Source organism: Arthrobacter sp. 135MFCol5.1 (genome assembly GCF_000374865.1).
In the GTDB taxonomy this organism is placed as follows: domain Bacteria; phylum Actinomycetota; class Actinomycetes; order Actinomycetales; family Micrococcaceae; genus Arthrobacter.
On record NZ_KB895463.1, the window covers coordinates 104,468 to 130,169 of the forward strand.

At 66.6% G+C, this 25,702-nt stretch carries 26 protein-coding genes, 1 tRNA gene, 1 other RNA gene and 1 pseudogene; 15 read left to right on the top strand and 14 right to left on the bottom strand.

Translation table 11 applies throughout. From position 1 onward, the window contains the following. The first annotated feature begins 230 nt into the window (after positions 1-230). The 3 genes from C563_RS0116300 to C563_RS0116310 all read left to right on the top strand — a co-directional run bounded on the left by C563_RS0116300 (position 231) and on the right by C563_RS0116310 (position 2,169). Positions 231-782, top strand: coding sequence for an RNA polymerase sigma factor (locus tag C563_RS0116300; RefSeq protein WP_026264977.1), 552 nt, complete (start codon positions 231-233; stop codon positions 780-782). Next, on the top strand, positions 779-1,681 hold the full coding sequence (locus tag C563_RS0116305; RefSeq protein WP_018763140.1) for a hypothetical protein: 903 nt from the start codon (positions 779-781) through the stop codon (positions 1,679-1,681). Before C563_RS0116300 ends, C563_RS0116305 begins: the two co-directional genes overlap by 4 nt. Positions 1,682-1,743: 62 nt before the next feature. Beyond that, positions 1,744-2,169 carry a CoA-binding protein gene (locus C563_RS0116310; RefSeq protein ID WP_018763141.1) on the top strand — a complete coding sequence of 142 codons (426 nt, stop codon included), beginning with the start codon at positions 1,744-1,746 and terminating at the stop codon, positions 2,167-2,169. Here the strand turns inward: C563_RS0116310 and C563_RS0116315 are convergent. Then, a complete protein-coding gene (locus tag C563_RS0116315) occupies positions 2,166-3,194 on the bottom strand; it encodes an isopenicillin N synthase family dioxygenase (RefSeq protein ID WP_018763142.1) in 1,029 nt (342 codons plus the stop codon). The genes C563_RS0116310 and C563_RS0116315 overlap by 4 nt on opposite strands. Positions 3,195-3,239: 45 nt before the next feature. Here C563_RS0116315 and C563_RS0116320 point away from each other — a divergent pair, with 45 nt between their 5' ends. Genes C563_RS0116320 through C563_RS0116335 form a run of 4 tightly spaced genes read left to right on the top strand, consistent with a single transcriptional unit; the run spans position 3,240 to position 4,827 of the window. After that, positions 3,240-3,653: an MmcQ/YjbR family DNA-binding protein gene (locus tag C563_RS0116320; RefSeq protein ID WP_018763143.1), complete on the top strand. Its 414-nt coding sequence runs from the start codon at positions 3,240-3,242 to the stop codon at positions 3,651-3,653. Continuing rightward, positions 3,646-4,200, top strand: coding sequence for a DUF1990 family protein (locus C563_RS0116325; protein WP_018763144.1), 555 nt, complete (start codon positions 3,646-3,648; stop codon positions 4,198-4,200). Before C563_RS0116320 ends, C563_RS0116325 begins: the two co-directional genes overlap by 8 nt. Beyond that, positions 4,197-4,514, top strand: coding sequence for a putative quinol monooxygenase (locus C563_RS0116330; RefSeq protein ID WP_018763145.1), 318 nt, complete (start codon positions 4,197-4,199; stop codon positions 4,512-4,514). Before C563_RS0116325 ends, C563_RS0116330 begins: the two co-directional genes overlap by 4 nt. 19 nt (positions 4,515-4,533) lie before the next feature. Continuing rightward, complete coding sequence (locus C563_RS0116335; RefSeq protein WP_018763146.1) at positions 4,534-4,827, top strand: DUF503 domain-containing protein; 294 nt, start codon at positions 4,534-4,536, stop codon at positions 4,825-4,827. Positions 4,828-4,901: 74 nt separating this feature from the next. Here the strand turns inward: C563_RS0116335 and purL are convergent, their stop codons facing one another. Genes purL through purS form a run of 3 tightly spaced genes read right to left on the bottom strand, consistent with a single transcriptional unit; the run spans position 4,902 to position 8,246 of the window. After that, positions 4,902-7,211: a phosphoribosylformylglycinamidine synthase subunit PurL gene (purL, locus tag C563_RS21490; RefSeq protein WP_018763147.1), complete on the bottom strand. Its 2,310-nt coding sequence runs from the start codon at positions 7,209-7,211 to the stop codon at positions 4,902-4,904. Then, a complete protein-coding gene (purQ, locus tag C563_RS0116345) occupies positions 7,208-7,993 on the bottom strand; it encodes a phosphoribosylformylglycinamidine synthase subunit PurQ (RefSeq protein WP_018763148.1) in 786 nt (261 codons plus the stop codon). Before purQ ends, purL begins: the two co-directional genes overlap by 4 nt. Position 7,994: 1 nt before the next feature. Beyond that, positions 7,995-8,246, bottom strand: coding sequence for a phosphoribosylformylglycinamidine synthase subunit PurS (gene purS / locus C563_RS0116350; RefSeq protein WP_015935902.1), 252 nt, complete (start codon positions 8,244-8,246; stop codon positions 7,995-7,997). A gap of 245 nt (positions 8,247-8,491) precedes the next feature. On the opposite strand from purS, the gene C563_RS0116355 reads away from it, so the two are divergent. Both C563_RS0116355 and C563_RS0116360 read left to right on the top strand, forming a co-directional pair. After that, positions 8,492-8,677 carry a hypothetical protein gene (locus C563_RS0116355; RefSeq protein WP_018763149.1) on the top strand — a complete coding sequence of 62 codons (186 nt, stop codon included), beginning with the start codon at positions 8,492-8,494 and terminating at the stop codon, positions 8,675-8,677. Between the two features lie 276 nt (positions 8,678-8,953). After that, complete coding sequence (locus C563_RS0116360) at positions 8,954-12,061, top strand: S8 family serine peptidase (protein ID WP_018763150.1); 3,108 nt, start codon at positions 8,954-8,956, stop codon at positions 12,059-12,061. Between the two features lie 75 nt (positions 12,062-12,136). Here C563_RS0116360 and C563_RS0116365 read toward each other — a convergent pair whose 3' ends face one another. From C563_RS0116365 to C563_RS0116380, 4 genes are all read right to left on the bottom strand, one after another. Continuing rightward, a complete protein-coding gene (locus C563_RS0116365) occupies positions 12,137-12,469 on the bottom strand; it encodes a hypothetical protein (protein WP_018763151.1) in 333 nt (110 codons plus the stop codon). Continuing rightward, positions 12,466-13,398, bottom strand: coding sequence for a hypothetical protein (locus C563_RS0116370; RefSeq protein WP_018763152.1), 933 nt, complete (start codon positions 13,396-13,398; stop codon positions 12,466-12,468). The genes C563_RS0116365 and C563_RS0116370 overlap by 4 nt, the downstream gene beginning before the upstream one ends. After that, complete coding sequence (locus C563_RS0116375) at positions 13,376-13,906, bottom strand: SSI family serine proteinase inhibitor (RefSeq protein WP_026264981.1); 531 nt, start codon at positions 13,904-13,906, stop codon at positions 13,376-13,378. Before C563_RS0116375 ends, C563_RS0116370 begins: the two co-directional genes overlap by 23 nt. Positions 13,907-13,996: 90 nt before the next feature. Continuing rightward, positions 13,997-14,461, bottom strand: coding sequence for a MarR family winged helix-turn-helix transcriptional regulator (locus C563_RS0116380; RefSeq protein WP_018763154.1), 465 nt, complete (start codon positions 14,459-14,461; stop codon positions 13,997-13,999). Between the two features lie 78 nt (positions 14,462-14,539). Between C563_RS0116380 and C563_RS0116385 the strand changes: the two genes are divergently transcribed. After that, positions 14,540-14,782: a hypothetical protein gene (locus C563_RS0116385; RefSeq protein WP_018763155.1), complete on the top strand. Its 243-nt coding sequence runs from the start codon at positions 14,540-14,542 to the stop codon at positions 14,780-14,782. Positions 14,783-14,900: 118 nt separating this feature from the next. Continuing rightward, the gene (locus C563_RS0116390) at positions 14,901-15,116 is read left to right on the top strand and encodes a hypothetical protein (RefSeq protein WP_018763156.1); all 216 of its coding nucleotides are present in this window, start codon (positions 14,901-14,903) and stop codon (positions 15,114-15,116) included. Positions 15,117-15,175: 59 nt separating this feature from the next. Here the strand turns inward: C563_RS0116390 and C563_RS0116395 are convergent, their stop codons facing one another. From C563_RS0116395 to ffs, 4 genes are all read right to left on the bottom strand, one after another. Next, entirely contained in the window at positions 15,176-16,534 is a 1,359-nt protein-coding gene (locus C563_RS0116395) for an aspartate kinase (RefSeq protein ID WP_018763157.1), read from the bottom strand. 236 nt (positions 16,535-16,770) lie between these two features. Beyond that, on the bottom strand, positions 16,771-17,370 hold the full coding sequence (gene recR, locus C563_RS0116400) for a recombination mediator RecR (RefSeq protein ID WP_018763158.1): 600 nt from the start codon (positions 17,368-17,370) through the stop codon (positions 16,771-16,773). Positions 17,371-17,446: 76 nt separating this feature from the next. Beyond that, complete coding sequence (locus C563_RS0116405) at positions 17,447-20,716, bottom strand: DNA polymerase III subunit gamma and tau (protein WP_081624196.1); 3,270 nt, start codon at positions 20,714-20,716, stop codon at positions 17,447-17,449. Positions 20,717-20,737: 21 nt separating this feature from the next. Next, an RNA gene (gene ffs, locus C563_RS22270) (signal recognition particle sRNA small type) lies at positions 20,738-20,834 on the bottom strand. 385 nt (positions 20,835-21,219) lie between these two features. Between ffs and C563_RS0116410 the strand changes: the two genes are divergently transcribed. Further along, positions 21,220-21,304: transfer RNA gene (locus tag C563_RS0116410), tRNA-Ser, on the top strand. An 88-nt stretch (positions 21,305-21,392) separates the two neighbouring features. Here the strand turns inward: C563_RS0116410 and C563_RS0116415 are convergent. After that, the gene (locus C563_RS0116415) at positions 21,393-22,328 is read right to left on the bottom strand and encodes an oxygenase MpaB family protein (RefSeq protein WP_018763160.1); all 936 of its coding nucleotides are present in this window, start codon (positions 22,326-22,328) and stop codon (positions 21,393-21,395) included. Between the two features lie 597 nt (positions 22,329-22,925). Here C563_RS0116415 and C563_RS22830 point away from each other — a divergent pair. Further along, positions 22,926-23,279, top strand: a pseudogene (locus C563_RS22830) (M23 family metallopeptidase); the annotation flags it as partial. Positions 23,280-23,353: 74 nt separating this feature from the next. Here C563_RS22830 and C563_RS22835 read toward each other — a convergent pair. After that, positions 23,354-23,938 carry a hypothetical protein gene (locus C563_RS22835; RefSeq protein ID WP_231369912.1) on the bottom strand — a complete coding sequence of 195 codons (585 nt, stop codon included), beginning with the start codon at positions 23,936-23,938 and terminating at the stop codon, positions 23,354-23,356. A 108-nt stretch (positions 23,939-24,046) separates the two neighbouring features. Between C563_RS22835 and C563_RS0116425 the strand changes: the two genes are divergently transcribed. Both C563_RS0116425 and C563_RS0116430 read left to right on the top strand, forming a co-directional pair. After that, positions 24,047-24,559, top strand: coding sequence for a glutathione peroxidase (locus tag C563_RS0116425; protein ID WP_018763162.1), 513 nt, complete (start codon positions 24,047-24,049; stop codon positions 24,557-24,559). Positions 24,560-24,720: 161 nt separating this feature from the next. Then, complete coding sequence (locus C563_RS0116430) at positions 24,721-25,650, top strand: phosphodiesterase (protein ID WP_018763163.1); 930 nt, start codon at positions 24,721-24,723, stop codon at positions 25,648-25,650. Positions 25,651-25,702: the final 52 nt, after the last annotated feature.

A 25,702-nucleotide genomic window follows, 5' to 3' on the forward strand; every position in this document is an offset into this window, starting at 1 on the left:
AACCCTTCGGGGGTCCGCAGCGATTACCCCTGTGAAGTGCCGGTCTGGAACCTGTCCCCCATCACGTTCCAGGCCGGCTCTTTTGATCTCTTGGCAAGGCCGCACGCGGACGGAGTTCCGTGGCGCTCACCGGTCGGGAAGGTTACTGAAGGGTAAAGTAGGACCAGCGTTCCGGAATCCCGTGAGACGCTTCCCTTGCCGACGCCCTTTTGATTGAAAGCTCCACGTCAGTGACCGATGCACAGACAGATGCGGCCCCGGACCACGCCGTCCCCGGGCCTGCTGCCTTCAGCCTCGTCTACAAAACGTACGCATCACAAGTCCTGGGCTATCTTGCCGCCCGGGGAGTCGACGATCCGGAGGCGGCCATGCAGGAAGTGTTCCTTTCCGTCCTGCCCCGCCTCGACACCGTGCGGGGAGGCGAAGCGGGGCTGCGGACCTTCATCTTCAGCGTTGCCCATGCCCGGATGGTGGACGATCGCCGGCGCCAAAGCCGTCACCCGGTAAAGCTGCCGTTCGAGCCCCAGCTCGACCAGCGCGAAGACACCTCCGCCGAAAAGGAAGCCCTGCGCAACATCTCGCCCGGCGAAGTCCTGGAACTTTTGTCCGGGCTGCCGCAAGACCAGCGCGAAGCGCTCTCGCTTCGCCTCGTGGCCGGCCTGACCGTGGAACAGGCGGCGGAGGCCATGGACAAGAGCCCCGGGTCCGTGAAGCAGCTCCAGCGCCGCGCGCTGCTGAAACTCCGGGAGCTGGCGTCAGTGAAGGAGTACCTCGCGCCATGACACAACCATCAGGCAACCTCGTGTCCCTTGTCGACGACATGCTCCGGGACGCCGGCTGCGGCGATGACCCGGAATTTCGCGACGTCCTGCTTTCGCTCGGTTCGCTGGCTTCGCTGCCCGCTCCGGCACCCAGTGCGGAGCTTGCCGCCTTGCTGGCACCAGCCGCCGGCACGCCGGTGGCGGGAGGCGCCTTGGAAGACCCTCCTGCCGGGGAGCAGCCCGCCGATGACCTCGCGCGCCGTCGGCGGCGCCACCGCCCGACCGCCCTGGGCCTGGTCCTGGTGGCCGCAATGGGATTGGGGGTTGGCGGGGTTGCCGCCAGCTCCTCCGCACCCGGAAGTGAAACATTGCAGCACGTGCTGGCTGACTGGACTCCACCGTGGGGCGCGCCGTCCACCACCAATGCTTCGGCCGCAGGAGGCGGCTACCGGTCCCCGGTCCCCGCCGCCGATGGGGAAGTCCCGGGCACGGTTTCGTCACCTTCACCCGCCGCGGCCGCACCCGGCAGAAGCCACGCGACCCGCCTTTTGGAGGACGCTGCCGGAGCGACGGGCCGTGGGGCCGTGCGAAGCTGCGGCGGAGCTTCCACGCACGACGACGGCGGCAGGCCGGTAGCCTGCGTGCCGGCCCGGCTGGGGGCTGCTTTTCCCGCCGCGCCGGGAGGCGGGACGGACGGGAACGGCCGCGGCCGGGACGACGGCGGCGTACCACCGGCGGCAGGCGCCACGCCTCCGGGGACGCCGGCAGCAGGCAAGCCGGACGCGCCCGCGGCGAAGGCTCCGGCAGTGGGCCAGGACGGCCCCGGTGCAGCCACGCCCAAGTCGGCTGATGCGCCGGGACCAGTGGGCCAGTCGCCGGGCCAGGGCAGCGGCAGGAAGGCTGAATCCCCGGCGAAGTAGTCAGCGGGCGCAGCCGGTGCCTGGCATCAACGGCTCCGGAGAGTGCGGCGTAGGCTGATCGCATGGGCCACACCAACGATCCCGCAGTCATTGAACGCCTCATGCGCACCAAAGGGCGGTGGGCCATCGTGGGCCTGACCACCAATGAGTGGCGCGCCGCCTACGATACGTCGCTGTTCATCCGGGACAAGCTCGGCATGGAAATCATCCCCGTCAACCTGCCCGGCGAACCTGTCCATGGCGAGACCGGGTACCGCACCCTCGCTGACATTCCGGCGGAAAAGCGGCCTATCGACGTCGTGGACTGCTTCGTGAACTCGCAGCGGGTGGGTGACGTGGTGGACCAGGCCATCGCCACCGGCGCCAAAGCCGTATGGCTGCAGCTGGGGGTGATCGACGAAGCCGCCGCGGAACGCGCCAAGGCGGCGGGCCTGGACGTGGTGATGAACGCCTGTCCGGCCCAATGGGCCTGGAAGTACAACCTCTAGCGCTTCATCAGCTCCGGATAGTGCCGCTCGGTGACGTCCGGATGGGCGCGCATGCGTCCTTTGAGCATGTTCATGCCAAAGGACGCCAACAGGGGGTTGGCGGGATCATCAGTGATGCCCCGTGCCGCGGCCTTCAGCTCCGGAGCCAGGGGGACCGGCTGGATCACCGCGTCCAGCCGGGGCGACCAGAAGAACGGTACCGAGTAGCGGTCGACGCCAGGAGGCGGCGCCTGGACCCGGTGGATGGTGGCCGCAAGGTACCCCTCGGTGGCTACCTCCAGCATCTCGCCCAGGTTCACCACCAGGGCCCCCGGCAGCGGTTCCACCGGCAGCCAGCGGCTGGTACCAGGGGGCAGCACTTCAAGGCCGCCCACATTGTCCTGCAGCAACAGGGTTACGAAGCCGTAGTCGGCATGCGAGCCCACGCCCTGGTCGCCGGCGGATTCCACCACACCGCCCACGTAGTGCACCAGCTTGCCCATCCAGGCGGGAGCATCGCGGAATGGTTCGTCGAAGTAGTCTTCGGGAAGTTGCAGCGAAACGGCAATGGCCCTGAGCAGTTCCATGCCCACACCGGACATCAGCGCGGCCCACTCCATGGCGGCCGGCCGGAGTTCGGGGAACGCCTCTCCGGGCCAGAGATTGGGGCCCTGTAAAAGCCAGTACGGCTGGTCTGCCGGAACCTCCGGAACCGGCTCGCGGTCCGGCGAATAATCGATCTGTTCCCGGGCGTCCGCGCGCCCCTGGGTGACTTCGGTACCCATCCGCGTGTAGCCGCGGAAGTGCGGTGACAAACGGTTGTCCAGCTTCATCCGTTCGTCCAGCGGCAGGTTGAAGAAACGCCGGATGATGTCCAGAAGCTGTTCGGCCTGCCCTGGCCTGCCCCCGTATCCCGTGATTTGGAAGAACCCGACATTGTGGGTGGCGTGCCGCAGTTGTTCGATGAATTCCGGGCTGAAAGAGCCGTCCGCCTGCCGTGCGGAATGCAGGTCCAGAACAGGTATGGGGCCCTGGTCGAGTGACATGCTCGCAGACTAGCACCGCGCAGTCCGGCTTTATAGGCTTCCTTCATGGACCCAACTGAGCTGAGGACGATCTGCCTTTCGTTCCCGGGAGTATATGAGGATTTTCCGTTCGGACCGGAAACCTCAGTCTTCAAGGTCCGTGCCCATATCGCCGGGGGCGCCCGGCACGAGGCCAAGTTGTTCGCCGTGTCCACCATGGACGAGCGCGACTTTTCGGTGAGCCTGAAGTGTGAACCGGCGCTGGCGGTACAGTTGCGCGCAGTGCACCCGGAGATTACCGGTGCGTGGCATATGAACAAGACCCATTGGAACGGGGTGCGCCTTGATGGCAACCTGCCGGCAGCGATGATCCGGGACATGATGGAGGATTCCTATGACCTGGTGGTGGCCGGCCTGAGCCGGAAGCAGCAGGAGCAACTGGGGTGGGCGCGCCTCGAAAGGGCCGGAAGCGATGATTGAAGAGGGACACCCCGGGGGTGGCCTGAACTACCCCGGCGCCGGAAGCACTGAAGCCGGCACGGCTCCGGCCGGGTATGGCCGCGTCCTCAGGGAGGCTTACCTTGGCTCCGGGACCACAGTGTACCGGCACGTCGCGGACGGCATCCTTGGCTGGGAGCTGCAGCGGCGGGCCGGGCTGCGGGTCCGTGCGGGGTCACCGAGGGCGGCGCCCGGCGTTCGCGTGGTGAGCGGATTCGGCGTCGGGCCCTTCCGCCTGAATGCGCCGTGCCAGGTGGTGTGGGTCCACGAACCTTCGGACCTGGACGGGCCGCAATCGGCCGGCTTTGGCTACGGTACGCTTCCCGGCCATCCCGCCCGTGGCGAAGAGTCCTTCGAAGTGGAGCTTGATGGGGAGGGGAAGGTGTGGCTTCGGATCCGCGCCTTCAGCAAGCCCGCCAACTGGTTCTACGCCGCCGGCGGACCAGTCACCCGCGCCGCACAGCGGCACGTTACTTCCCGGTACATTGAAGGGGCACGCTCTCTCGCCGCGGAAGGAACATCCCAGTGATCTTTATCGTCGTCAAGTTCAAGGTCAAGCCCGAATGGTCTGAACGCTGGCCGGACCTCGTTGCGGACTTCACCCAGGCCACCCGGCAGGAACCGGGCAACCTGTGGTTCGACTGGTCCCGCAGCTTGGAGGACCCCAACGAATACGTCCTGGTGGAAGCCTTCAAGGACGACGCTGCCGGCGACCACGTCAACAGTGACCACTTCAAGAAGGCCATGGCGGACATGCCGCAAGCCCTTGTGGAAACACCGAAAATCGTCAGCCGCCAGTTCGACGGCGAAGGCTGGGACCTGATGGGTGAACTCACCATCTGACCCTCGATAGCATGAACCCATGTGGATCGGTTGGATCGAGTTCGACATACTGCTGGGGCCGGTCCACAGCCTCAAGGAGAAGCGCTCGGTTGTCAGGCCGCTGCTGGCGGAACTGAGGCGCCGGTTCGATGTCTCGGTGGCTGAGGTGGGGGACCACAGCCAGTACCGGCGCACACAGCTGGGCGTCGGCTTGGTTTCTGCTGACCGGGCGCACCTCGTGGAGGTGCTTGCCGCCGTCGAGCGCTTCGTGGCAGCCCTGCCGGAGATTGAGCTGCTCAGCGCCCGCCAGCGGGAGCTCCACAGCGAGGACTGAACCGGTCCTTAAATGCGGACGGACACCCAAAGCCCTCTCTATGGGCTTGAGTGTCCGTCCGCGTTCTGTGGGGCCTAGCCGAAGTACTTCGGCAGTGTCCCTTCGTGGGCTTCGCGGAGTGCGTCGAGGGACAGCCCCTCCACGCCGTTGATCTCCAGCTTGCCGCTGGCCGCATCCACCACGCCGATGCGGGTGTGGGCAAAGCCGCGGGCGGTGCACATGTCCGTGAAGCGGACCTCCTCGGAACGGGGAACGCCTACCACGGCACGGCCCTGCGACTCGGAGAAGAGCGCCGTGAACAGGTCCACGCCGTCGCGGTCCATGACGTCCTGAAGCGCGATCCTGGCGCCAACGCCGTAACGCAGCGAGGACTCCACCAGGGCAGCCGCGAGGCCTCCTTCGGAGAGGTCGTGCGCGGAGTCGATCATGCCGTCGCGGGACGCGTTGATCAGGATTTCACCCAGTGCGCGTTCGGCCTCGAGGTCCACCTTCGGCGGCTGGCCGCCCAGGTGGCCGCGCATGTTCGCCCACTCGGAACCATCCAGCTCGGCGCCCGTGGTGCCCAGCAGGTAGATGGCCTGGCCGTCCTCGCGCCAGCCCGACGGCGTGCGGCGGGCGACGTCGTCGAGCTTGCCCAGGACCGCCACCACGGGGGAGGGGTGGATGGGCGTGGTGCCCGTCTGGTTGTAGAGCGAGACGTTGCCGCCGGTGACCGGGATTCCCAGCACCATGCAGGCGTCGGACAGGCCGCGGATGGCCTCGGCGAGCTGCCACATGACGTCCGGGTCCTCGGGGGAGCCGAAGTTCAGGCAGTCGCTGACGGCCATGGGGATGGCGCCGGCAGTGGCCACGTTGCGGTAGGCCTCCGCCAGGGCCAGCTGCGCGCCGTGGTACGGATCGAGGTAGGTGTAGCGGCCGTTGGCGTCGGTGGCCAGGGCAACGCCCAGGCCGGTTTCCTCGTCCACCCGGACCACGCCGGCGTCATCGGGGAATGCCATGGCGGTGTTGCCGCCGACGTAGCGGTCGTACTGGTTGGTGATCCAGGACTTGGAGCACATGTTCGGCGATGCCACGAGATCGGTGACGGCCTTGGCCAGCTCAGCAGGGGCTGCCGGCCGGCCGGCGTCCTGCACCGAGCCCGTGAAGGTGTCGGCCTGGACGGCATCCTGCCACTCGGGGCGGGCGAACGGGCGGTCGTAGACCGGGCCGTCGTGGGCCACGGTGCGGGGGTCGACGTCGACGATCACGTCGCCTTCCCACGTGATGATGAGGCGGCCGGTGTCGGTCACCTCGCCCAGCCAGGAATACTCAACAGCCCACTTGTCCATCACGGCCTCGAACGCTTCCACGTTTTCGGGGGTGACCACGGCCATCATGCGTTCCTGCGATTCGGACATCAGGATCTCGCCCGGGGTCAGCGTGGGGTCGCGGAGCAGGACGGAGGTCAGCTCAACCTGCATGCCGCCGTCACCGTTGGAGGCGAGCTCCGACGTGGCGCAGGAGATGCCTGCGGCGCCGAGGTCCTGGATGCCTTCCACCAGGGAACCCTTGAAGAGCTCCAGGCAGCACTCGATGAGGACCTTCTCGGCGAAGGGATCGCCCACCTGCACGGCGGGGCGCTTGGAGGGCTTGGTGTCATCAAAGGACTCGGAGGCCAGCACGGAGGCGCCGCCGATGCCGTCGCCGCCGGTGCGGGCACCGAACAGGACCACCTTGTTGCCTTTGCCGGAGGCGTTGGCCAGGCGGATGTCCTCGTGCCGCATGACGCCCACGGCGAGCGCGTTGACCAGCGGGTTGCCCTGGTACACGGAGTCGAAGACCATTTCTCCGCCGATGTTGGGCAGGCCCAGGGAGTTGCCGTAGCCGCCGATGCCGGCAACCGCGCCGTGCATGACGCGGGCCGTGTCCGGGTGGTCGATGGCGCCGAAACGCAGCGGGTCCATTACGGCAACCGGGCGGGCGCCCATGGAAATGATGTCGCGGACAATGCCGCCGATGCCGGTCGCGGCGCCTTGGTAGGGCTCAACGAACGACGGCGAGTTGTGCGATTCGATCTTGAAGGTCACGGCCCAGCCGTCCCCCAGGTTGGTCACGCCGGCGTTTTCGCCGATGCCCACCAGCATGTCCTTCTTCATTTCCTCGGTGACCTTCTGGCCGAACTGGCGCAGGTGGTTCTTGGAGGACTTGTAGGAGCAGTGCTCGCTCCACATGACGGAGTACATGGCCAGTTCGGCGCCGGTGGGGCGGCGGCCCAGGACCTTGACGATCTCGTCGAATTCGTTCCGCTTCAGGCCAAGTTCAGCCCAGGGCAGCTCGGTATCCGGGGTCTTGGCTGCGTTCTCGACGGTGTCGATGTTGAACTTCTTGGTGGTTTCGGTGGTCACTTGTCGCCTCCCACAATCTTGTTCAGTACGGAGGTGAAGAAGCCGAGGCCGTCGGTGTCGGAACCGCCGGCGCCCGTCTCACGGGAGAACGCAGCCTCGGGGCCGAAGCCCGGCTCAACGGCGTGCTCCGGGTGCGGCATGAGGCCCACCACGTTGCCTGCGGCGTTGGAGATGCCGGCGATGTCGCGGCGGGAGCCGTTCGGGTTGAAACCGACGTAGCGGAACACCACGCGGCCCTCGGCCTCAAGGGCGTCCAGGGTCTTCTCGTCCGCGATGTACTGGCCGTCCTGGTTCTTCAGCGGGATGGTGATCTCCTGGCCCGCCTGGTAGTCCAGCGTCCACGCGGTGTTGGCGTTCTCGACGCGCAGCACCTGGTCGCGGCAGAGGAACTTCAGGTGGTCGTTCTTGATCATGGAACCGGGCAGCAGGTGCGACTCGGTGAGAATTTGGAAGCCGTTGCAGATGCCCAGCACGGGGAGCTTGGCATCGCTGTTCGCGGCGTCGATGATCTTTGACATCAGCGGGGCGAAACGGGCGATCGCGCCGGCGCGCAGGTAATCGCCGTAGGAGAATCCGCCGGGGATGACCACGGCGTCCACGTCGCCAAGTTCCGTGTCGCCGTGCCAGAGTTCGACGGCGGTGGCACCGGCCAGGCGGACGGCGCGGGCGGCGTCGCGGTCGTCAAGGGTCCCGGGGAAAGTCACGACGCCGATCCGGGCGCCGGCGAGGCGCGGCTCTGCGGCGACGGCCACGGCCTCGCCGATCAGGGGAAGTTCAGTCATTTCAGGCCTCGACGACCTCGACGTTGACGACGTCCTCGATCACGGGGTTGGACAGGAGTGTCTCGGCGGCATCGCGGGCCTGGGCCAGGATTTCTTCCGTCACCTCGCCGTCGACCGTCAGTTCGAAGCGCTTGCCCTGGCGGACAGAGCTGAAGCTGGTGAAGCCCAGCCGGGGGAGAGCGCCAACGATCGCCTTCCCCTGCGGGTCCAGAATCTCGGGCTTGGGCATGACGTCAACAACGATCCGGGGCATCCGGCAACTCCTGTGCGTGAGCTTGGTTAAGGGCGCAGCGGAGTGGTGCCGTCTCACGCCGTACCGGGGTGTCGGGGACATGGTGGACGGGCGCTCCGCGAGCTTGCCCTATCATTCTACCGGCCCGGGCCCATGCCGCCGCATTCCGCATGTTCATGGAGTAGACCCCGATCCGGGAGGACCGGGGTGGAGGCCCGAAGGATGTGCTTCTGGAGTTGCCGGAGGGCGTTCACTAGGATTGGTTGATGGCGCAAAATTCCAAGTCCGTGCTGTTGCCGATGGTTGCCGCTGCCGTTTTTGCCGGCCTGGGCAGGATGGTGCTGCAGAAGGTGAAGGCGGACCGCATGGCCCGCGAAACCCGGGTCGCCGGCCCGCTGGACGAGAAGACCCGGCAGTGGATCAGCGACGTGGTGCGGACCCCACGCCACTAGCCGCGCGGAATTCATTCCCCAGCAACTCCGGGGCGCCCTTCGGGGCGCCCTTTTTGCATGCCCGAATGTTCCGGCGGGACGGATATGACAAGCGAAAATTTCCAAAATGTGCTCTATGTCATATCTCGCTCTCAGTCTGTACCCTGTGAACAGTCTGGTCTCAGCTAATTACAAGATCTGTAATTACTTCTGCAGTTCCAGTCGTCTGGGGCGCCCACCAAGTCTGGGCGGTACATCGTGAAAGGGTTGCGCGTGAAATCAACTGGAAAGAGCCCCTTGCGGGCTGGGGGACTTCGGAAGGCAGCCGCCCTGGCTGTCGGGTTGCCCCTCCTCATAAGCTCGCTGGCAGTAACGCCGGCCACGGCGGCGCCGGGGAGCCAAAGCCTCGAGAATGCCGCCGCCACCACGAAAGACAGCCAGTTCAAGGACGGCCGGTACATCGTGGTCTTGGCCGGCCCGGCTGCAGCAGCCTACGAGGGCGGAGCCGCCGGGCTTGGCGCAACCAAGCCGCAGCAAGGCCGCAAACTGGACGCCGGCAGCCCAAACTACAAAGCCTACGACGCGCACCTGCGCCAGCAGCAGCGTGACGTTGCGGGAGCCCAGGGAGTATCCCCGGCCAAGCAGTACACCGCCGCCCTCAACGGATTCACCGCGGAGCTGACCGCCCACCAGGCGGCCGAACTGTCCAAGGACAAGCGCGTGCTCGTGGTGGCGCCGGACGTCGAGAACAAACCCGACTACACCACCACCGACTTCCTCAAGCTCACCGGTCCGGACGGGACCTGGGCCAAGCAGTTCGGGGGTGAAGCCAACGCCGGCAAGGGCGTGGTGGTGGGCGTCATCGATTCCGGCTACGCCCCGGACAACCCCTTCCTCCAGGGCGAACCGCTGCAGCCCCTGCAGGGTACGCCGCAGGTGGGCGTCCCCTACCGCACCGGCGACGGCAAGATTGCGATGCTCAAGGCGGACGGAACCACCTTTGAAGGCGAATGCCAAAAAGGCCAGGGAACCGGTGCCGGCTTCGACGGCTCGCTCTGCAACTCCAAGGTGATCGGCGCCCGCTACTTCGCCGACTCCTTCCTCCAGTACGTGACCCCGGGCGATCGGGCCCCCGAGGAGCAGATTTCCCCGGTGGACGTGGGCAGCCACGGCACCCATACGGCCACAACGGCAGCGGGCAATGCCAACGTCGAGCAGGTCATTGATGGGGCCAGCTTCGGAAAGAGCTCCGGCGTGGCTCCGGCGGCCAAGGTATCGGTCTACAAGGTGTGCTGGGAGGACACCAACCCGGACACCGGCGGTTGCTACTCGTCATCGTCGGTTGAGGCCGTCGACGCGGCCATCAAGGACGGCGTGGACGTCCTGAACTACTCAATTTCGGGCAACAACAACAGCACCACCGATCCCGTGGCGCTCGCCTTCCTGAACGCAGCCGCCGCAGGCGTCTTCGTGTCGGCCTCTGCCGGAAACTCCGGCCCGACGGCCTCCACCGTGAACCATGCCTCACCGTGGCTGACCACCGTGGCCGCCTCCACCTTTCCCAGCGACCTGGTGGGAACGGTCAAGGTTTCCGATGGTTCGCTGTACCGCGGCGCTTCCATCATGAAATCAGAGGTTGCGGACAAGCCTGTCGTGGTGGCCGCTGCTGCCGCTGCTCCCGGGGCGGCCAACGCCAACCTGTGCGGGCCCGGAACCCTGGACCCCGCCAAGGTGGCCGGCAAAGTGGTGGTCTGTGACCGTGGAGTAGTGGACCGGACTGCCAAGAGCCAGGAAGTCCAGGACAAGGGCGGTGTCGGCATGATCCTGGTGAATCTCACCAGCAGCTCCGAGGACGCCGACAACCACGTCATTCCCACCGTCCACGTCAACGCGCCCAAGAGCCTGGAATTGAAGTCCAAGCTGCAGGCAAACACGGCACTGACGGTGAGCCTGGTCAAGGGTGACCTGACCGGACTTCCCCCGGCGCCGGCGCCCCAGATCGCGGGCTTCTCGTCCCGCGGGCCCACCCTCGCTTCAGGCGGCGACCTGCTCAAGCCTGATATTTCCGCCCCTGGCGTGAACGTCCTTGCCGGCGTCTCCACGATCGGCAACCATGGCGACCAGTTCGGCTTCATGTCCGGTACGTCCATGGCCGCACCGCACATTGCCGGCTTCGGCGCCCTCGTGCTTGGCAAGCAACCGAAGTGGTCACCCGCCATGGTGAAGTCGGCCATGATGACCACCGCCTACCCGCTGGTCAACGCGGACGGGTCGCCCAACACGGATCCGTTCCAGGGCGGCGCCGGCCACATCGACTCCACCCGGGTGCTCGATCCCGGCCTCGTTTACGACTCCGGCATCCAGGATTGGCTTGGTTTCCTGAACGGACAAGGCGTTGATACCGGGGCCCCGCAGGCGGGCTCCATCGCCGCCCGCGACCTCAACCTCCCGTCGGTCGCCTTGGGCAGCCTGGTGGGTGAGGTCCAGGTCAAGCGCAAGCTGACGGCCCTGGTGCCGGGCATGTACCGGCCCGAGGTGAACATGCCGGGCTTCAACGTCAATGTCGAACCCAAGGCGCTGAACTTCGCCAAGGCCGGACAAACGCGTGAAGTAACACTGACCATCCGGAACGTCAGCGCACCGGTCGGCAAATTCAGCACCGGAAGCCTCACGTGGAAGGGCCCGCGGACCGTCACATCGCCGATTGCCATCCGCCCGGTCGACGCCCAGATCGCTCCGTCGTTCTCGTTCAGCTCGGCCACGGGCACGGGCAGCGGCTCCATGGAGCTGGTGTCGGGCTCGGACAGCCCGATCGCCGTCGGCGTGGAAGGCCTGGCGCCACTGAACCAGACCGCGATCACCAAGACCCCGGGCGCGTACGCACCCACGAATGATGCCCACAACGCCCTGGTCCAGGTGCAGGTTCCCGCCGGCTCCACCTTCGCGCGGCTGGGCATCCAGGCGCAGTCGAACGACGTCGACTGGGACATGGTGGTGTACGCACCCAACGGTTCGGGCGGCTTGACGGCAACCCAGGTGGCAACGGCCTCGGCGAGCGAATTCCTTGACCTGGAATCGCCCCGGCCGGGCACCTATTACGTGGTGGCCAACCTGTACGCCACCCCGGACAATGGGCCTGCCACTGCCTCGGTCCAGGCGGTGAGCTTTGCGGGCGACGCCGGCAACCTCACCGTCAACCCCAACCCGATCGTGGCACCCAACGGGACGGCCACCTCGGCCACCCTGAACTGGGCCGGCCTGGGTGATGGGCAATACCTTTCGCGGCTGAGCCTGGGCAGCAACGGCATCAAGACCTGGGTAAACGTGCAGGTGGGTTCCGGCTCTGCCCAGGCCCCGGCCGGCGCGCCCCAGATGGCCATTGCGCAGGCAGTACCCGGAGCATGACCATCACCTGAGCATGGGGGGAGGGTCCCGGACGATTTTCGTCCGGGACCCTTTTTCGTGCCCGGCGTCCGGCGGTCAGGTGGCGTTACCGCCCAGCAGGGGAGCCATGGCCTTCCACCGGGCGATCTCGCAGCCGTCCGTCCGGGTGAAGACCGAATGGACCGGGCGCCCATGGAACGTGCCGGAAACGACGGCAACCTGGGGTCCCCCGTACTGTTGGGTGCACAGCCTCGGTGGCCCGGGCCGGGGAAAGAAGATGTCTTCCCCGAATTCCTCCACGGCCGCCAGGGCGGCCTCGGGTGCCGGCAGGGTGGTTTCGGCCGCCAAAGTTCCGTCCTCCGCCACCAGCCGGAAAACGTACTCGGGGGCATCCGGGGCATCGCGGACGCTGATGGACAGGTCGATCACCTCGGCGCTCCCGCTGCGAGGGCGTCCAGGTCCAGGGCAAGCCTCTCCCGCAAGGCGGCAGCCTCGGCGGCAAAATTGCGCTGGTGCTCAACGTAGGAAGCCTTACCCTGCGGAGTTTCGATGGGAATGGCGGGATAGCCCCACTCGGCGAGGTCGTACGGGGAAGCCTGCATGTCCATGGCCCGGATGCGCCAGGAGAGTTCGAAGCAGTCCATGACCAGTTCGCTCGAAAGGGCCGGCAGCAGCTTGTACGCCCACTTGTAGAGGTCCATGTTGGCGTGCAGGCAGCCCGGCTGCTCCAGGTGGCGCTGCGATTCACGGCTGGGTGAAAACTCGTTGAGCGGAATGGCATCCGGGGTGTAGAACCGGAACGCGTCAAAGTGGGTGCACCGGATCTTGTTGTCCTCCACCACCTTGTCCGTACCTGCTGATCCCAGCCGCAGGTGCAGGTATTCGTGGCGGAGATCGAACTTGTCCTGCCGGTAGACCATGGCCCATTCATGCAGGCCGAAGCAGCCGAACTGTGCAGGCCGTGCCGCCGTGCCGCGAAGGATCACCCCCGCGAACGCCACTGCCTCCTTGCGGTCGGCAAGGAAGGCGGCCCGGTCAAAGGTGACTGCCATGCTCCCCGCAGCCAGCCCCAGCGAGGCAAGCTCGCCGTCGTCGAGCGTCCGGTAGTGCTTCCAGCCTTGCCGGGCGGCTGCCTGCCTGCCGGTGAGGACGGTCCCGGCCCCCGGGTGCCAGCGCTTCAGCTGGCCCGGCTTCTGGGTGTAATAGGTGAAAAGGAAATCTTCCACCGGATGCTTCTGCCCGGCCGACCGGCGGGCAAGATAAGGATCGGCGTAGCGGCTTACGCGCTGCAGGTGGGCTTCCTCCCGTGCCTGGGCGCTGTCCTCCGCCAGCAGGCTAAGAAGCTCCACCGGCGGCACCGAGCACATCCTTGGCAGCGTCCCACGCACTGATTTCACATCCGTTGGTCCGGGCGAAGGAGGATTCGACGGCGACGCCATCCACGGCCCCGGTCACAGTCGCTTTCTGCGGGCCGCCATACTGCTGGGTGCAGGTCCGGTTGCTTCCCGGCGCGGCCTGGGCCACGATGGCGGGGTTCGCTTTGAGGGCTGCGCAGGCAGCAGCAGGATCCGGGTGGCGGCTTTCCGCGGCGGGGGTTCCGGAGGAGCAGACCAAAATGTAGTCGAGCGCGGGTGCGCCCTCGGACGGCATCACGGTAATGGCGAGCTTGGCGTTGCCCTGCCCCGGCCCATTGCCGGGACGTGACGTTGCGGGCGCGGGGGCCGCGGCCGAAGTTTCAGTATCGGGAGAGGGCCCTGCGGGTGAACTGCCGGACGCGGAGGGCCCGTCGTTGGACGAACCGCCGCAACCGGAGAGCAGCCCGGCACCCATGGCCAGGACCGCTGCGGCCAATCGTAGGTTACGCATCAGGCCACCTCCCCTTCGTCATGCCATTCTAGTCGTCGGTTTTGCCGGAAAACCCCGGGCCGGCGGCCGGGCCGCTTGATGGATGGCCGGTCAGCGCGTGCCCTCCGACGTGGCGGCGATGAGTCCCATCATGGAGGCGTGCAGTTCGGTCACCTGTTCCCGGGTGAGGCCCAGCCGTTCCATCATGGTTCCCGGAACCTGAAGTGCTTGTTCCCGGAGCGCTCTTCCTTCGGGCGTCAGGGCCACCGCCAGGGCGCGTTCGTTGCCCTCAGCGCGTGCCCGGGTAATCAACCCTGCCGCCTCGAGCCTGCGCAGGAGTGGAGAGATGGTTGCCGGGTCCTGGGCCAAAGCCGCACTGATGTTCCTTACAGTACGCGGGCTGGTCTCCCACAGGCACAGCATCACCAGGTACTGCGGGTGTGTGAGGTTGAGTTTTTCCAACACCGGCTTGTAGGCGCCCACGACGCTTCGGGCAGCCACCGTCAGCGCAAAGCACAGCTGGTGTTCCAGCAAGAGGTCTTCATCCGCGGCATCGACGGGAGATGTGGGGGTCATGGTTTCCTTACATTGTTAGTGCACTAATTATTAGTGTACATTGACGGTAAGCAAGCAGTGAGTGGAAGGAACGCGTTCATGGCCAGGGACAGGTCCGGGGACAAAGGCAACGCCTCCCAGCGCTTTATGCGCGCCACGGGAAAACTCAGGGCTGTCTTCGGCCCGGCCAACCGCTCTGCGCTGGCCCACGATATGACCGAGGAAAACCGCCGGCTGCTGGTCCAGCGCCAGGCGGAAACCCAGCAGTGGGAGACCATTACCAGGCCGGATGGCAGCACCTATGTTGTGCCCAGGAACCCTGAGGACCGTTCCTTGCGGTAGCCCTTTCGCGCCGCCGTCACCGGCGCCTTTTTCCGGCGCCGGGACTAGAATAAGGGCACTGTTTCCGCTAGGAGGCAGCAGCACTTTCGCCCGAGGTTCGGGAAGGGGGTGGGAAACAGTGGCACATGTCCTCAGCGGTTTCATGGGCCTGACCGAGAGGCTCCGCTTCTTCTTCGGCCCTGCCACCCGGCTGGATGCCGACACGCCCGTGGTGCACCGACACGACGAATTTGAGCAGGCCTCCGAAGAGGATCTTTCACATTTCGTGGTGGAAACCGATTCAACGGGCCACCACTACGCAGTGCGCCGGGAAGACCTGGACCGGGAGTCCTGATACGAAAAAGCCGGGCTGCCGTTACCAAAGTAACGGCAGCCCGGCCTTTCTGTGCCTGCTCAGCGGCCGGTGCCGCCGTAAACTGTCGCTTCGCTTTCGCTGTCCAGGCCGAACGCCTGGTGGATCACGCGCACGGCCTCGTCCAGCAGGTCAGCGTGGGTTACCACCGAGATGCGGATTTCAGAGGTGGAGATCATGTTGATGTTGATGCCGGCATCGGACAGGGCCTTAAAGAACGTGGCCGAAACGCCGGGGTGTGACCGCATGCCGGCGCCGATCAGGGAGAGCTTGCCGATCTGCTCGTTGTATTCAATGGCCTCGAAGCCGATCTGGTCCTGCGCTGCGTGGAGGGCGGCCAGGGCGTCGGCGCCCTCGACGATCGGCAGGGTGAAGGAGATGTCCGTCTTGCCCGTGCCGTGGGTGGAAACGTTCTGGACGATCATGTCGATGTTCGAGTGGGCGTCGGCGATGACCTGGAAGATCGCAGCGGCCTTGCCCGGAATGTCGGGAACGCCGACCACGGTGACCTTCGCTTCGGAACGGTCGTGCGCAACGCCGGAGATGATTGGCTGCTCCAAGGCAACTCCCTCTTGAGTGGTGATCTTGTCGTCGGCGCCGGGAATGACCCAGGTGCCTTCATGCTGGCTGAATGAGGAACGGACGTGCAGCGGCACACCGAACCGGCGGGCATATTCCACGCAGCGAAGGTGCAGGATTTTCGCGCCCGAGGCGGCGAGTTCCAGCATCTCCTCGCTGGATATGGTGTCGATCTTCTGGGCTGAGGGGACAACGCGCGGATCGGCCGTGTAGATGCCGTCGACGTCGGTGTAGATTTCGCACACATCCGCTTCGAGCGCCGCGGCAAGTGCCACAGCCGTTGTGTCCGAGCCGCCACGGCCCAAGGTGGTGATTTCGTTGGTGGCCCGGCTCATGCCCTGGAAACCGGCAACGATGGCGATGTTGCCCTTGTCCAGCGCAGTCCGGATGCGGTGCGGGTCGACGTCGATAATCCGGGCTTTGCCGTGAATGCCATCGGTAATCATGCCGGCCTGGGACCCGGTGAAGGACTGTGCGGACGCGCCGAGCTTGTTGATGGCCATGGCCAGCAGCGCCATGGAAATGCGCTCGCCGGCGGACAGGAGCATGTCCATTTCGCGGGCGGGAGCGGAATCTGTCACCTGCGCGGCGAGGTCCAGGAGTTCATCCGTCGTGTCACCCATTGCCGAGACGACAACCACCACCTCGTTGCCGGCATCCTGGGCATCGACCACGCGCTTGGCCACGCGCTTGATACCCTCGGCGTCCGCCACGGAGGAGCCGCCGAATTTCTGCACGATGAGCTGTTTGGTCACCGCGCCGGCGGCGGGCGCCACCTGCGGCTGGGTTGCGTTGTGCAGTTCGGTAGTGGGCGTACTCATGCGCGTACCTTCATCGGATCAGTTGGAGTTTTGGAGGCCATGAAGCCTGGCGGCGCGACTTCCTCCGACAGTTTATCGCCGTGCCCGGAGGGACGTTGAATTATGACCACATACCGGCCCACGACGGGACTGGCGTGCAGGCGGCAGCCCGGCCGGACAACGCCTGGACAGGCTGGCTGTCGTCCGACTGCAGGAAAATCCGGCCGGGCCCGGTATTGCGGCCGGCGGGCAGCCCCTCAGGCCAGGGCGTTTCGACGGCCTTCGAAGGCGCGGCCCAAAGTGACTTCGTCCGCGTATTCGAGATCGCCTCCCACCGGCAGGCCGGACGCCAGCCGGGTGACCGTGATACCGATCGTCTTAAGCATGCGGGCAAGGTAGGTCGCCGTCGCCTCGCCCTCCAGGTTGGGGTCTGTGGCGATGATGACTTCCTGGATGGCGCCGTCGTTCAGCCGCGTGAGCAGTTCGCGGATGCGAAGTTGCTCCGGTCCGACGCCGGCAATGGGATTGATCGCACCGCCAAGTACGTGGTACCTGCCACGGAAGGACCGGGTACGTTCCACGGCAAGGACGTCCTTGGACTCCTCCACCACGCAGATCACGGCCGGGTCCCTGCGCGGATCCCTGCAAATATTGCAGAGTTCCTGTTCGGTGACGTTGCCGCAGACAGTGCAGAACTTAACCTTGTCCTTGACCGTGGTGATGGCCTCGACCAGCCGTTTCATGTCCTGGGGATCGGCTTCGAGGATGTGGAACGCCAGCCGTTGCGCCGACTTGGGTCCCACCCCTGGAAGGCGTCCGAGCTCGTCAATCAGCTCCTGGACAGCACCTTCGTACACAATTCCCTCTTTAGTTCGATGTGGATGGGGGGCAGGTCACCAGGTGCGGACCAACGGTTTGTGGCGTTGTGGCCGGTCAGTACCGGGGCGCTAGGGGACTGCCGTCGTTGGACCGTTCCTCGATCAGCTTTCCGCCCAGAATACGCTCCACCGCAGCGCGTCCGAAGACGCCGGACTCCTCGATGGTTTCGTCGTCGGCGCTCGGGATGTCCTGGACGTACGCGCTGGGGGCCGTTGCGGCCCTGGCGGGCGCTTTGGCACGGCCGGCCTCGGCTTCCGGGCTGTTGGACAGCCGCTGGTAGAGGCTTTGCCGCGTTTCAGGCCGTCCTGCGGAGGGCGCTGCCGCCGGAGCCTGTGGCCGCGACGGGGCAGACGTGGCGGGCCCGGCTGATGCCATGGCAAGTTCAGGTTCCGGAGCAGGCATGGCCTGGGCCGGCTTGTACGTTTCCCGGACGGAGTCCGCACGATTGTTGTCGTTCACCGCTCCCACACCCCGGTCGGCCTCGGCCGTGGCCCTGGTTGCGGAGGCCGGGATAGCGGGCGGCACCTGTGCGGTGGCCGGTTCGTAATGCGGGGTCGGGGCAGCGGCCGGGGGCGCCGGTTCGTCCACGGAAGCACTGACAGGCGGCGCGCCCACGTTGCTCTTGTCCCCAACCACCCAGACACCGGGGGCCTGTTCGACGGCCCGGGCCCATGGGTCGTGGGCGGCTACCGCAGGAGCGGCCTCTCCGTTACTGGTATTGGCGGAAGGGGCGGTAGCGGGTCCCGCCTTAGGCGCGGCTTCCGTGCGGTTGCTGCCGCCGGGCCGGTCAGTGCCGGCGGTGGAGGCAGGCGTTGCGGTGGTGCCGGAAGCAGGGGCCGAAGGTTCCCAGTCCATGGGGGGCTCTTCATCCAGCGGCGGAGCGTCCTCGTCCCGGGGCGGGCCCCAGTCGTCGTCCGAATAGGAGTAGTCTCCGGCGGCGGAGGGGTAGGGGGACTGCGACACTGCGGGGCCGGACGCCTTGCCCGGGCCTCCGGTGCCTTCAGATGCCGGCTGGGCAGGCTCCCGGCGCTGGTTGTCCCCAGCGGACGGAGCGGCTGCGGCGGATGCCGGCGACGACGCAGCCTGCGCTGGCTCGGAGGCAGGTGCAGTCACAGGGGTTACGGCCGGTGCCGGCGATGCGGCAGGTGCAGGTACTGGTGCAGCAGCCGATGTGGCTGCGGCAGCATTGTCCGCCGTGGCAGCCGATGATGTGGCGGGGGCCGGAGCAAGTCCCCAGGCAACGTCAGCTGACGTGGCCGGAACCACCGGGCTGGCCGGAACTTTTGGGTTTGGCTCAGAGCTCGCCTGGCTGGCGCCGCCGGCAACCGCGTTGATCTGCAGGTCCATGCCAACCGTCTTGTGGATGGCCTGGCGCAAATTGTCGGAGTGGTCCGCCCGGCCGAAGGCTCCGGCGAGTCCGGGCGTGGTGAAGGAGAGGGTCAGGACGCTGCCGTCGAAGGCGCTGACCTGTGCATTCGGTTCCACCAGGGCCCAGGTGCTGCGCTTGATCTTCGAAAGGGTCTGCAGGACATCAGGCCAGGCCCTGCGGAGGACTTCAACGTCACCCATTGCCGGGGGAGCTGCCGGGGCGGACCGTGCAGGTTGCTCCTGTGGCGCCGGAGGCGTTGCCTCGGGGGCTGCTGCCGCAGCGGGCGCCTGGGGTTGGCGGCCGCGGGCCGGCTCCTCCACAGGCCAGTCGCTGGTGCTTACGCGTGGGGGAGTGAGGGGGTTGCGGGCATCCTGAGCGGGCGCGCCATGGCTGGTCCCGGAAGCGGGACCTGCAGGGGATGCCGGTCCCGCGGAAGGAGCAGGCGCCGCAGGGGTGGCCGATGCGGCCTGGGCGGGAGCGGCCTGTTCGGTTTCCTGTGGGCGGACGGCGGGCGCCGGCGAAGCATCCGATGGCTGGTCCGCCGCATCCCGGCCGGGGTGGGGAACGGGCCGGGCGGCTTCTTCGGCAGGGTGTTGGCTGGGTGACGCCGGGCCGGCGGGCACCTGCGGCTGGGCTGGGGTGGCTGGTGCCGGAACGGGTGCCGCTGGTGCCGGGACGGAGGCAGCCGGTGCGGGCGCTGAAGGCGCCGGCGCGGCTGTTGGCGGGGCCGTTGCGGCAGCGCCGACGTCGTTCCCGGCGTAGTTGAGCCGCCGCTCCACCCGGTCGATCCGTGCGGCCATGCCGCGTTCGTTCTGCTCGGAGCTGGGCAGGAGGATCCGGGCGCACAGGAGTTCAAGGTGCAGCCGCGGCGACGTGGCTCCTGTCATCTCGGTCAGGGCCGTGTTGGTAACGTCCGCAGCCCGCGACAGCTCTGCGGCGCCAAGGTTGTGCGCCTGGTTCTGAAGCCGTGCGATCTGGTCCGCCGGCATGCCCCGCAGGATGGCGTGCGCGCTTTCCGGCATGGCCTGGACGATGATGAGGTCGCGGAAGCGTTCCAGCAGGTCTTCCACGAACCGCCGGGGATCATGGCCCGTTTGGATGACCCGGTCTACGGCCCGGAAGACCGTTGCAGCGTCAGATGCGGCCACGGCCTCCACGACGTCGTCCAGCAGTGAGGCGTGGGTGTAGCCGAGGAGTGCGACGGCGAGCTCGTAGTCCAGCCCGTTGGGTCCGGCGCCTGCCATGAGCTGGTCCAGGACGGACAGGGAGTCGCGGACGGATCCGCCGCCGGCCCGGATGACCAGGGACAGCACGCCGGGAGCCACCGGAACATTCTCCTGGCGGCACAGCAGCTCAAGGTAAGCCATCAGCGGCTCGGGCGGTACCAGCCGGAACGGGTAGTGGTGGGTCCGGGAGCGGATGGTGCCGATGACCTTGTCCGGCTCCGTGGTGGCAAAGATGAACTTGATGTGTTCCGGCGGCTCTTCGACGATCTTCAGGAGGGCGTTGAACCCGGCCGAGGTGACCATGTGGGCTTCGTCGATGATGAAGATCTTGTAGCGGTCCCGGACCGGGGCGTAGGTGGCGCGCTCACGGAGGTCCCGGGCATCGTCCACGCCGCCATGGCTCGCGGCGTCGATCTCGATGACATCAAGGGAACCCGAGCCGCCACGGGCCAGTTCCACACAGCTGGGGCAGGTTCCGCACGGGGTGTCAGTGGGGCCTTGGGCACAGTTGAGGCAGCGCGCCAGGATGCGGGCGGAGGTGGTTTTGCCGCAGCCCCTGGGACCGGAGAAAAGGTAGGCGTGGTTGACACGGTTCTTGCGCAAAGCCGTCATCAACGGTTCGGTGACATGCTCCTGCCCGATAACGTCAGCGAACGAGTCGGGACGGTATCTGCGGTACAGGGCGGTGGTAACTGTCACAGAGAAAACCCTACCAATCCGGGCTGACATCCTGCCGCCCTGTGGGGGAATAGTAAAGACCCCCCATGCACCCGCCAGAGCCCATTTACCCTTGCTACCTTCCGGTCCTGGGGGAGTTCAACAGGATGACGCCACATGAGGGGCCGTCAAACACTTTACCTGAACATGGGGCGCGACTCGAATCGGCCGGCTGCCGCGGTGACGTAGGTGGCGCGAGGCAGGAAACGCCGGTCACGTCGCGGATTTCCATTGCTTATCCCCGGGGCAGCCACGATCATTTGTATATACACCGATTGGGGCAATCTCAAGATTGTGAGCTGCGTGGCCTGGTTGAACGAACCGGACCCGGCAGCTCAACGGTGCAGCAACAGGGAATGGGCGCATTGGGGGCGTCCATTGCCGGGTCAGGGACGGAGCCTGGCGGGACCTGAAGGTCTTGCCGGGCGCGTTCGAAAACGGGCCCTGCGCGGGCCAATTGGGCGATGCGGAAAAGTTCAGGTAATCTGGTACCTGCTTTTGATTCAGAAGCAGTTGGAGAATTCGCCTAGCGGCCTATGGCGCACGCCTGGAACGCGTGTTGGGTTAACGCCCTCGGGGGTTCAAATCCCCCATTCTCCGCCGGTTGGAACCCGGCCCCGGCAGCTGCCGGGGCCGGGTTCTTTCGTTTAACCATCCAGGCCTTCCCAACGGGACGGCGGGCAGTTTCTCAGGCCAGGTCAGCGGCGGGTTCGCCCAGGCGCCGCAGCCGTTCCCGGGCTGCTGCTTCGCTGGGACCCTTGCGCCTGCGGATGCCGCCCAGGGCGAGATGTACGACGCCGAGCACCAGCTTTGTGGCCAGCCGCACCGGAAGCGGGAAGGGGCCTAGCCGTGGAACGGAGAGGCCCAGCATCCGGCGGTACCGGGGCTCCAGGCTGTAAACGGCGGCCGCGAACAATATGCGGTAACCCGGCCTCAGCAGTGGATGCAGGGGTGCGTTGCGGATGAACTCCACCGTTTCCCTGACCCTGCCGTCAGCCCGCAGTTCGCCCTGCTCGTACCAGGCGTCCAGCTGGCTCCGCATCTGTGCCCGGGTGACTGGCGGGTCCTCCACGCCCATGAGCCGCCCGGCCTGGGCCCACTCGCGGACATAGGCATCTTCTCCGCCGGGGATCGGTCCGCCCCAGATCCGGTGGGCGGCCAGGAATCCGTCAGTGAAGGCGATGTGGATCCAGGCCGCCAGCCCGGGATCGTTGGCGCTGTAGGCGCGTTCGGTGCCGGCATTGTCCTGGTAGCTGCCTTGCACCGGTTCATGGAGCCGGCGCACGCGCCGTGAGGCCTCCTCCGCGGCGGCAGTGGAACCGTAGGTCACGGTGAAAATCCAGCGGATGGTATTGGCCAGCCGTCGGAGGGGATCCTCGCGGAAGTTGGAGTGTTCATGCACGCCCGCCAGTGCACCGGGATGCAGCGACTGCATCAGCAGTGTCCGGATTCCGCCCACGATCGGGGACATGGAGCCGTGGACCGCCCACACCGCCGACCCTGGCAGGTGGTAGCCGGCATCGTCGCCCTCCGCGAGCCGCAGCGACCACTCCGGTGGTGCATCGGCGTTCCCGGAGAAAGTCTTCTTGATTTCGTCCCGCCAGGTACGAACGAAATTGCGCATGAGCCATTCTTGCCCATTTCGGCCTGTGCGTCAGTCGGCGGCTTGGCCGGCTGGCGCGTCCCTGCACCCAACGCCCACAAAAAACCCGCATTGTGCTGCTCCAGGGTTCCCCGGCGGGCGGACCTGTGGTCCCATGGGACGTACCGTCGAGACAACGCGCGGCAACCCCCGTCCTGGAGTCAATCAATGGGCAATTATTGGGTGCCCGGTAACGGCAAACCGGCCCAGCGGACATTTCCCCACCTGGTCCGTGCCGTGGCCGCCGCCGGTATGGTCGCGGCTGCCGCTTGTGCAGTCAATCTTTCCGGCGGCCCCGCAGGACCCGTCCGGTTGGCAGGGGCGCTCGACCGGGCCCGGACTGCCGTTGACGTGGCGTCGGCCGGGACGGTCGCGGGTACGGACACCCGGGGGGTGGATGGCAGTACCGGGCCGCCGGCCTCGGACCAGGTTGGTGCCGGTTCCCTTCCGCCGGCCGTCGCCTCGGATCCCAATGTCACTTTGGCCTTCCCGCATGCAGCGCTGGGCGGTTTCCAGGATTCGTCGGCGGGAGTAGTGGTAAGCCCGGCCGGTGTAGGCCGGCCGCCGGCAGGCTTCCTGATGGCGCCGCTCCAGGTGCTCGACCCGAGCTCGCCCTTCGGTTTCCGGGTGAGTCCCCTCAGCGGGACTTCGGGAGACTTCCACCTTGGCCAGGACTTCGCGGCCGCTTGCGGAACCCCCGTCTATGCGGCCGACACCGGGGTGGTCCGGGCGGCCGGATGGCATCCTTGGGGCGGAGGCAACCGGGTGGAGATCGACCACGGTGACGGCCTTATCACCACGTACAACCACCTTGAGTCGATTGGCGTCCATACCGGCGACCGGGTCCAGGTGGGCCAGGTTATCGCCCGGGTGGGAACCACGGGCTGGTCAACGGGCTGCCATCTGCACTTTGAGACCATCCAGAACGGCCGCTACACCAATCCCTTGAATTGGAGCTTCCTCCAGCTGCGCGCCGTGGGCCAATCACTCCCGGCCGGCATGGTTTCCTACGGCCCCGGGCCTGGCTTGTCCGACGGGAGGGTCAGCTGGACCATCCCGCTCCAGGTGGACAGGGGATCGTCCCCGGCCGCCGGGCTGGAGGCTTCGCCTGGTCCGGCGCCGCTGCTGCCTGGCCCGGCGCCGTCCGGTACCTTCTTTCCAATGTCCAACGGGCAGTTGACGACGCCGGCCCCAACGGCGTCTGCCCAGCCTTCGCCCAGTGCCCCGCCGCCGTCGTCCGATCCGACAGCCGGCAACCCGACGGCGTCCCCGTCCCCGTCTCCCAGTGAGCCGACACCAACGCCGACGCCGACGCCCACGCCCACGGATCCGAGCCCGACGCTGACGCCCACGCCCACGGATCCGAGCCCGACGCCGACACCCGCGCCTCCGGACCCGAGCCCGACGCCGAGTGAACCGACGCCGACGCCCGAACCTGCCGCGACGCCGATGCCGAGTGAGCCGACCCCGACGCCGACGGCCACGGAGCCGACGCCTGCACCCGCACCCGCACCGGTGGAGCCGGCTCCTGCCCCGACGGCGCCTGAGACGACGGTGGCGCCGGCACCCGCCCCGACAACGCTCGAGCCCACACCCGGTCCAACAACGCTGGAGCCCACGCCGGTCCCGACGACGTCCTAGACGGGAAAATTCTTCAACGCCGGACCCGTACACGGAGCCGATGGCAACGAATTGCCCTTATGAGCTTCCTTTCGCAAACACAGCGCCCGGCGCCCCTGTACCCGATCCCGTTGCTCCTCAACGATGGCACCAGGACGAACTTCGGCCAGTTCAAGGGAAAAGTGGTGCTGGTGGTCAATGTCGCCTCCAACTGCGGCTTCACGCCCCAGTACGCCGGCCTCGAGGCACTCTACGGGAAATTCCGCGACCGCGGCTTTGAGGTCCTCGGTGTCCCGTGCAACCAGTTCGCCGGCCAGGAGCCCGGCACCGACAGCGAAATCGCGGAATTCTGCGAGCGCAACTTCGGCGTGACGTTCCCGCTGACAGCCAAGGCGGACGTCCGGGGCCGGAACCAGCACCTGCTGTATTCCGAGCTGACCAAGTTCCGCACCGGTTTGCTGCCGGGAGCGGTGAAGTGGAATTTCGAAAAATTCCTGGTGGGCCGTGACGGGACAGTGGCGGCCAGGTTCGGCCCCACCGTGGAGCCGGACGCGCCTAAGGTCATCGAAGCGATCGAGGAAGCGCTGGGCTGATCCGCCGGGCAGGCCGAATTAAGTCTGCAGAAGCGCAGTTCTTTTGATTTTTTCCACATCAGCTACGGCGATTCACCCCAAGTTTGCCAAATGTCTGATTGGATAAATATTACTGAAGGGTACAAGGGAAGAACGGCTTCCCACCGACCATAGAGGTAGCAATGGAGCACATCGAGGCCGAACATCCCCGGCCACGCCACTTCCTACTCCACTTGAGCGATCCCCACCTGTTGGGAGGTCCAGAACCCCTCTACGGAACCGTCGACAGCGAAGCACGCCTCATCCAGCTTTTCGAGGAAGTCAAGGCGTCCGGTGCACGGCCGGAGGCTGTGATTTTCACGGGCGACCTCGCAGACAAGGGTGATCCCGAAGCCTATGTGAAACTGCGGGCCATCGTTGACCCTGCATGCGAGGAACTTGGCGCCAAGGTGATCTGGGCCATGGGTAACCATGACGACCGTGCGAACTTCCGCCGGGGCCTGCTGGACCAGCCAGGCACCGATGAGCCGGTGGACCACAGCTACTTCATCAACGGGTTGAGAGTCATTACCTTGGACACCACCGTCCCTGGATTCCACCACGGGGAGCTGAGCACAGCACAGCTGGAGTGGCTGGCGCAGCAACTCGAAACGCCGGCCCCGGACGGCACCATCCTTGCACTCCACCACCCGCCGGTCCCGTCGGTACTCGATCTTTCGGTGCTGGTGGAGCTGCGCGACCAAGCCTCCCTGGCGGCGGTGGTCCGCAACTCTGACGTCCGCACCATCTTGGCCGGCCACCTGCACTACTCCACCACGGCCAGCTTCGCCGGTGTTCCGGTCTCGGTCGCGTCAGCATCCTGCTATACGCAGGACCTCAACGTTCCGGTGGGAGGCACCCGCGGGCAGGACGGCGGACAGGCCTTCAACCTGGTGCACGTATACGAGCACACAATCGTGCACTCGGTGGTCCCGATGGGCCGCGCGGCCACCGTGGGTGAATACGTCTCGCCCGAGGAAACCGCCCGGCGCCTGGCAGCTGCCGGAGTCCGGATTCCGGAAACCGCCAAGCAGCGCCGCAGCACCAAAAAGGGCGTGGCCAGCAGCAAATAGGCGCGCCGGGTTCCGGAGCCGGCCGCCGGTAAGTCCGGGCACCCGTGCCCGG

Excerpts from the sequence above, each read along its gene's own strand:
- C563_RS0116320 (WP_018763143.1), top strand. The coding sequence starts at position 3,240 with ATGGACCCAACTGAGCTGAGGACGATCTGCCTTTCGTTCCCGGGAGTA.
- C563_RS0116355 (WP_018763149.1), top strand. The coding sequence starts at position 8,492 with ATGGCGCAAAATTCCAAGTCCGTGCTGTTGCCGATGGTTGCCGCTGCC.
- C563_RS0116430 (WP_018763163.1), top strand. The coding sequence starts at position 24,721 with ATGGAGCACATCGAGGCCGAACATCCCCGGCCACGCCACTTCCTACTC.
- purS (WP_015935902.1), bottom strand. The coding sequence starts at position 8,246 with ATGCCCCGGATCGTTGTTGACGTCATGCCCAAGCCCGAGATTCTGGAC.
- purQ (WP_018763148.1), bottom strand. The coding sequence starts at position 7,993 with ATGACTGAACTTCCCCTGATCGGCGAGGCCGTGGCCGTCGCCGCAGAG.
- C563_RS0116405 (WP_081624196.1), bottom strand. The coding sequence starts at position 20,716 with ATGTCAGCCCGGATTGGTAGGGTTTTCTCTGTGACAGTTACCACCGCC.
- C563_RS0116305 (WP_018763140.1), top strand. The coding sequence starts at position 779 with ATGACACAACCATCAGGCAACCTCGTGTCCCTTGTCGACGACATGCTC.
- C563_RS0116395 (WP_018763157.1), bottom strand. The coding sequence starts at position 16,534 with ATGAGTACGCCCACTACCGAACTGCACAACGCAACCCAGCCGCAGGTG.
- C563_RS0116415 (WP_018763160.1), bottom strand. The coding sequence starts at position 22,328 with ATGCGCAATTTCGTTCGTACCTGGCGGGACGAAATCAAGAAGACTTTC.
- C563_RS0116310 (WP_018763141.1), top strand. The coding sequence starts at position 1,744 with ATGGGCCACACCAACGATCCCGCAGTCATTGAACGCCTCATGCGCACC.
- C563_RS0116325 (WP_018763144.1), top strand. The coding sequence starts at position 3,646 with ATGATTGAAGAGGGACACCCCGGGGGTGGCCTGAACTACCCCGGCGCC.
- C563_RS0116375 (WP_026264981.1), bottom strand. The coding sequence starts at position 13,906 with ATGCGTAACCTACGATTGGCCGCAGCGGTCCTGGCCATGGGTGCCGGG.
- C563_RS0116425 (WP_018763162.1), top strand. The coding sequence starts at position 24,047 with ATGAGCTTCCTTTCGCAAACACAGCGCCCGGCGCCCCTGTACCCGATC.
- C563_RS0116380 (WP_018763154.1), bottom strand. The coding sequence starts at position 14,461 with ATGACCCCCACATCTCCCGTCGATGCCGCGGATGAAGACCTCTTGCTG.
- C563_RS0116315 (WP_018763142.1), bottom strand. The coding sequence starts at position 3,194 with ATGTCACTCGACCAGGGCCCCATACCTGTTCTGGACCTGCATTCCGCA.
- C563_RS0116335 (WP_018763146.1), top strand. The coding sequence starts at position 4,534 with ATGTGGATCGGTTGGATCGAGTTCGACATACTGCTGGGGCCGGTCCAC.
- C563_RS0116385 (WP_018763155.1), top strand. The coding sequence starts at position 14,540 with ATGGCCAGGGACAGGTCCGGGGACAAAGGCAACGCCTCCCAGCGCTTT.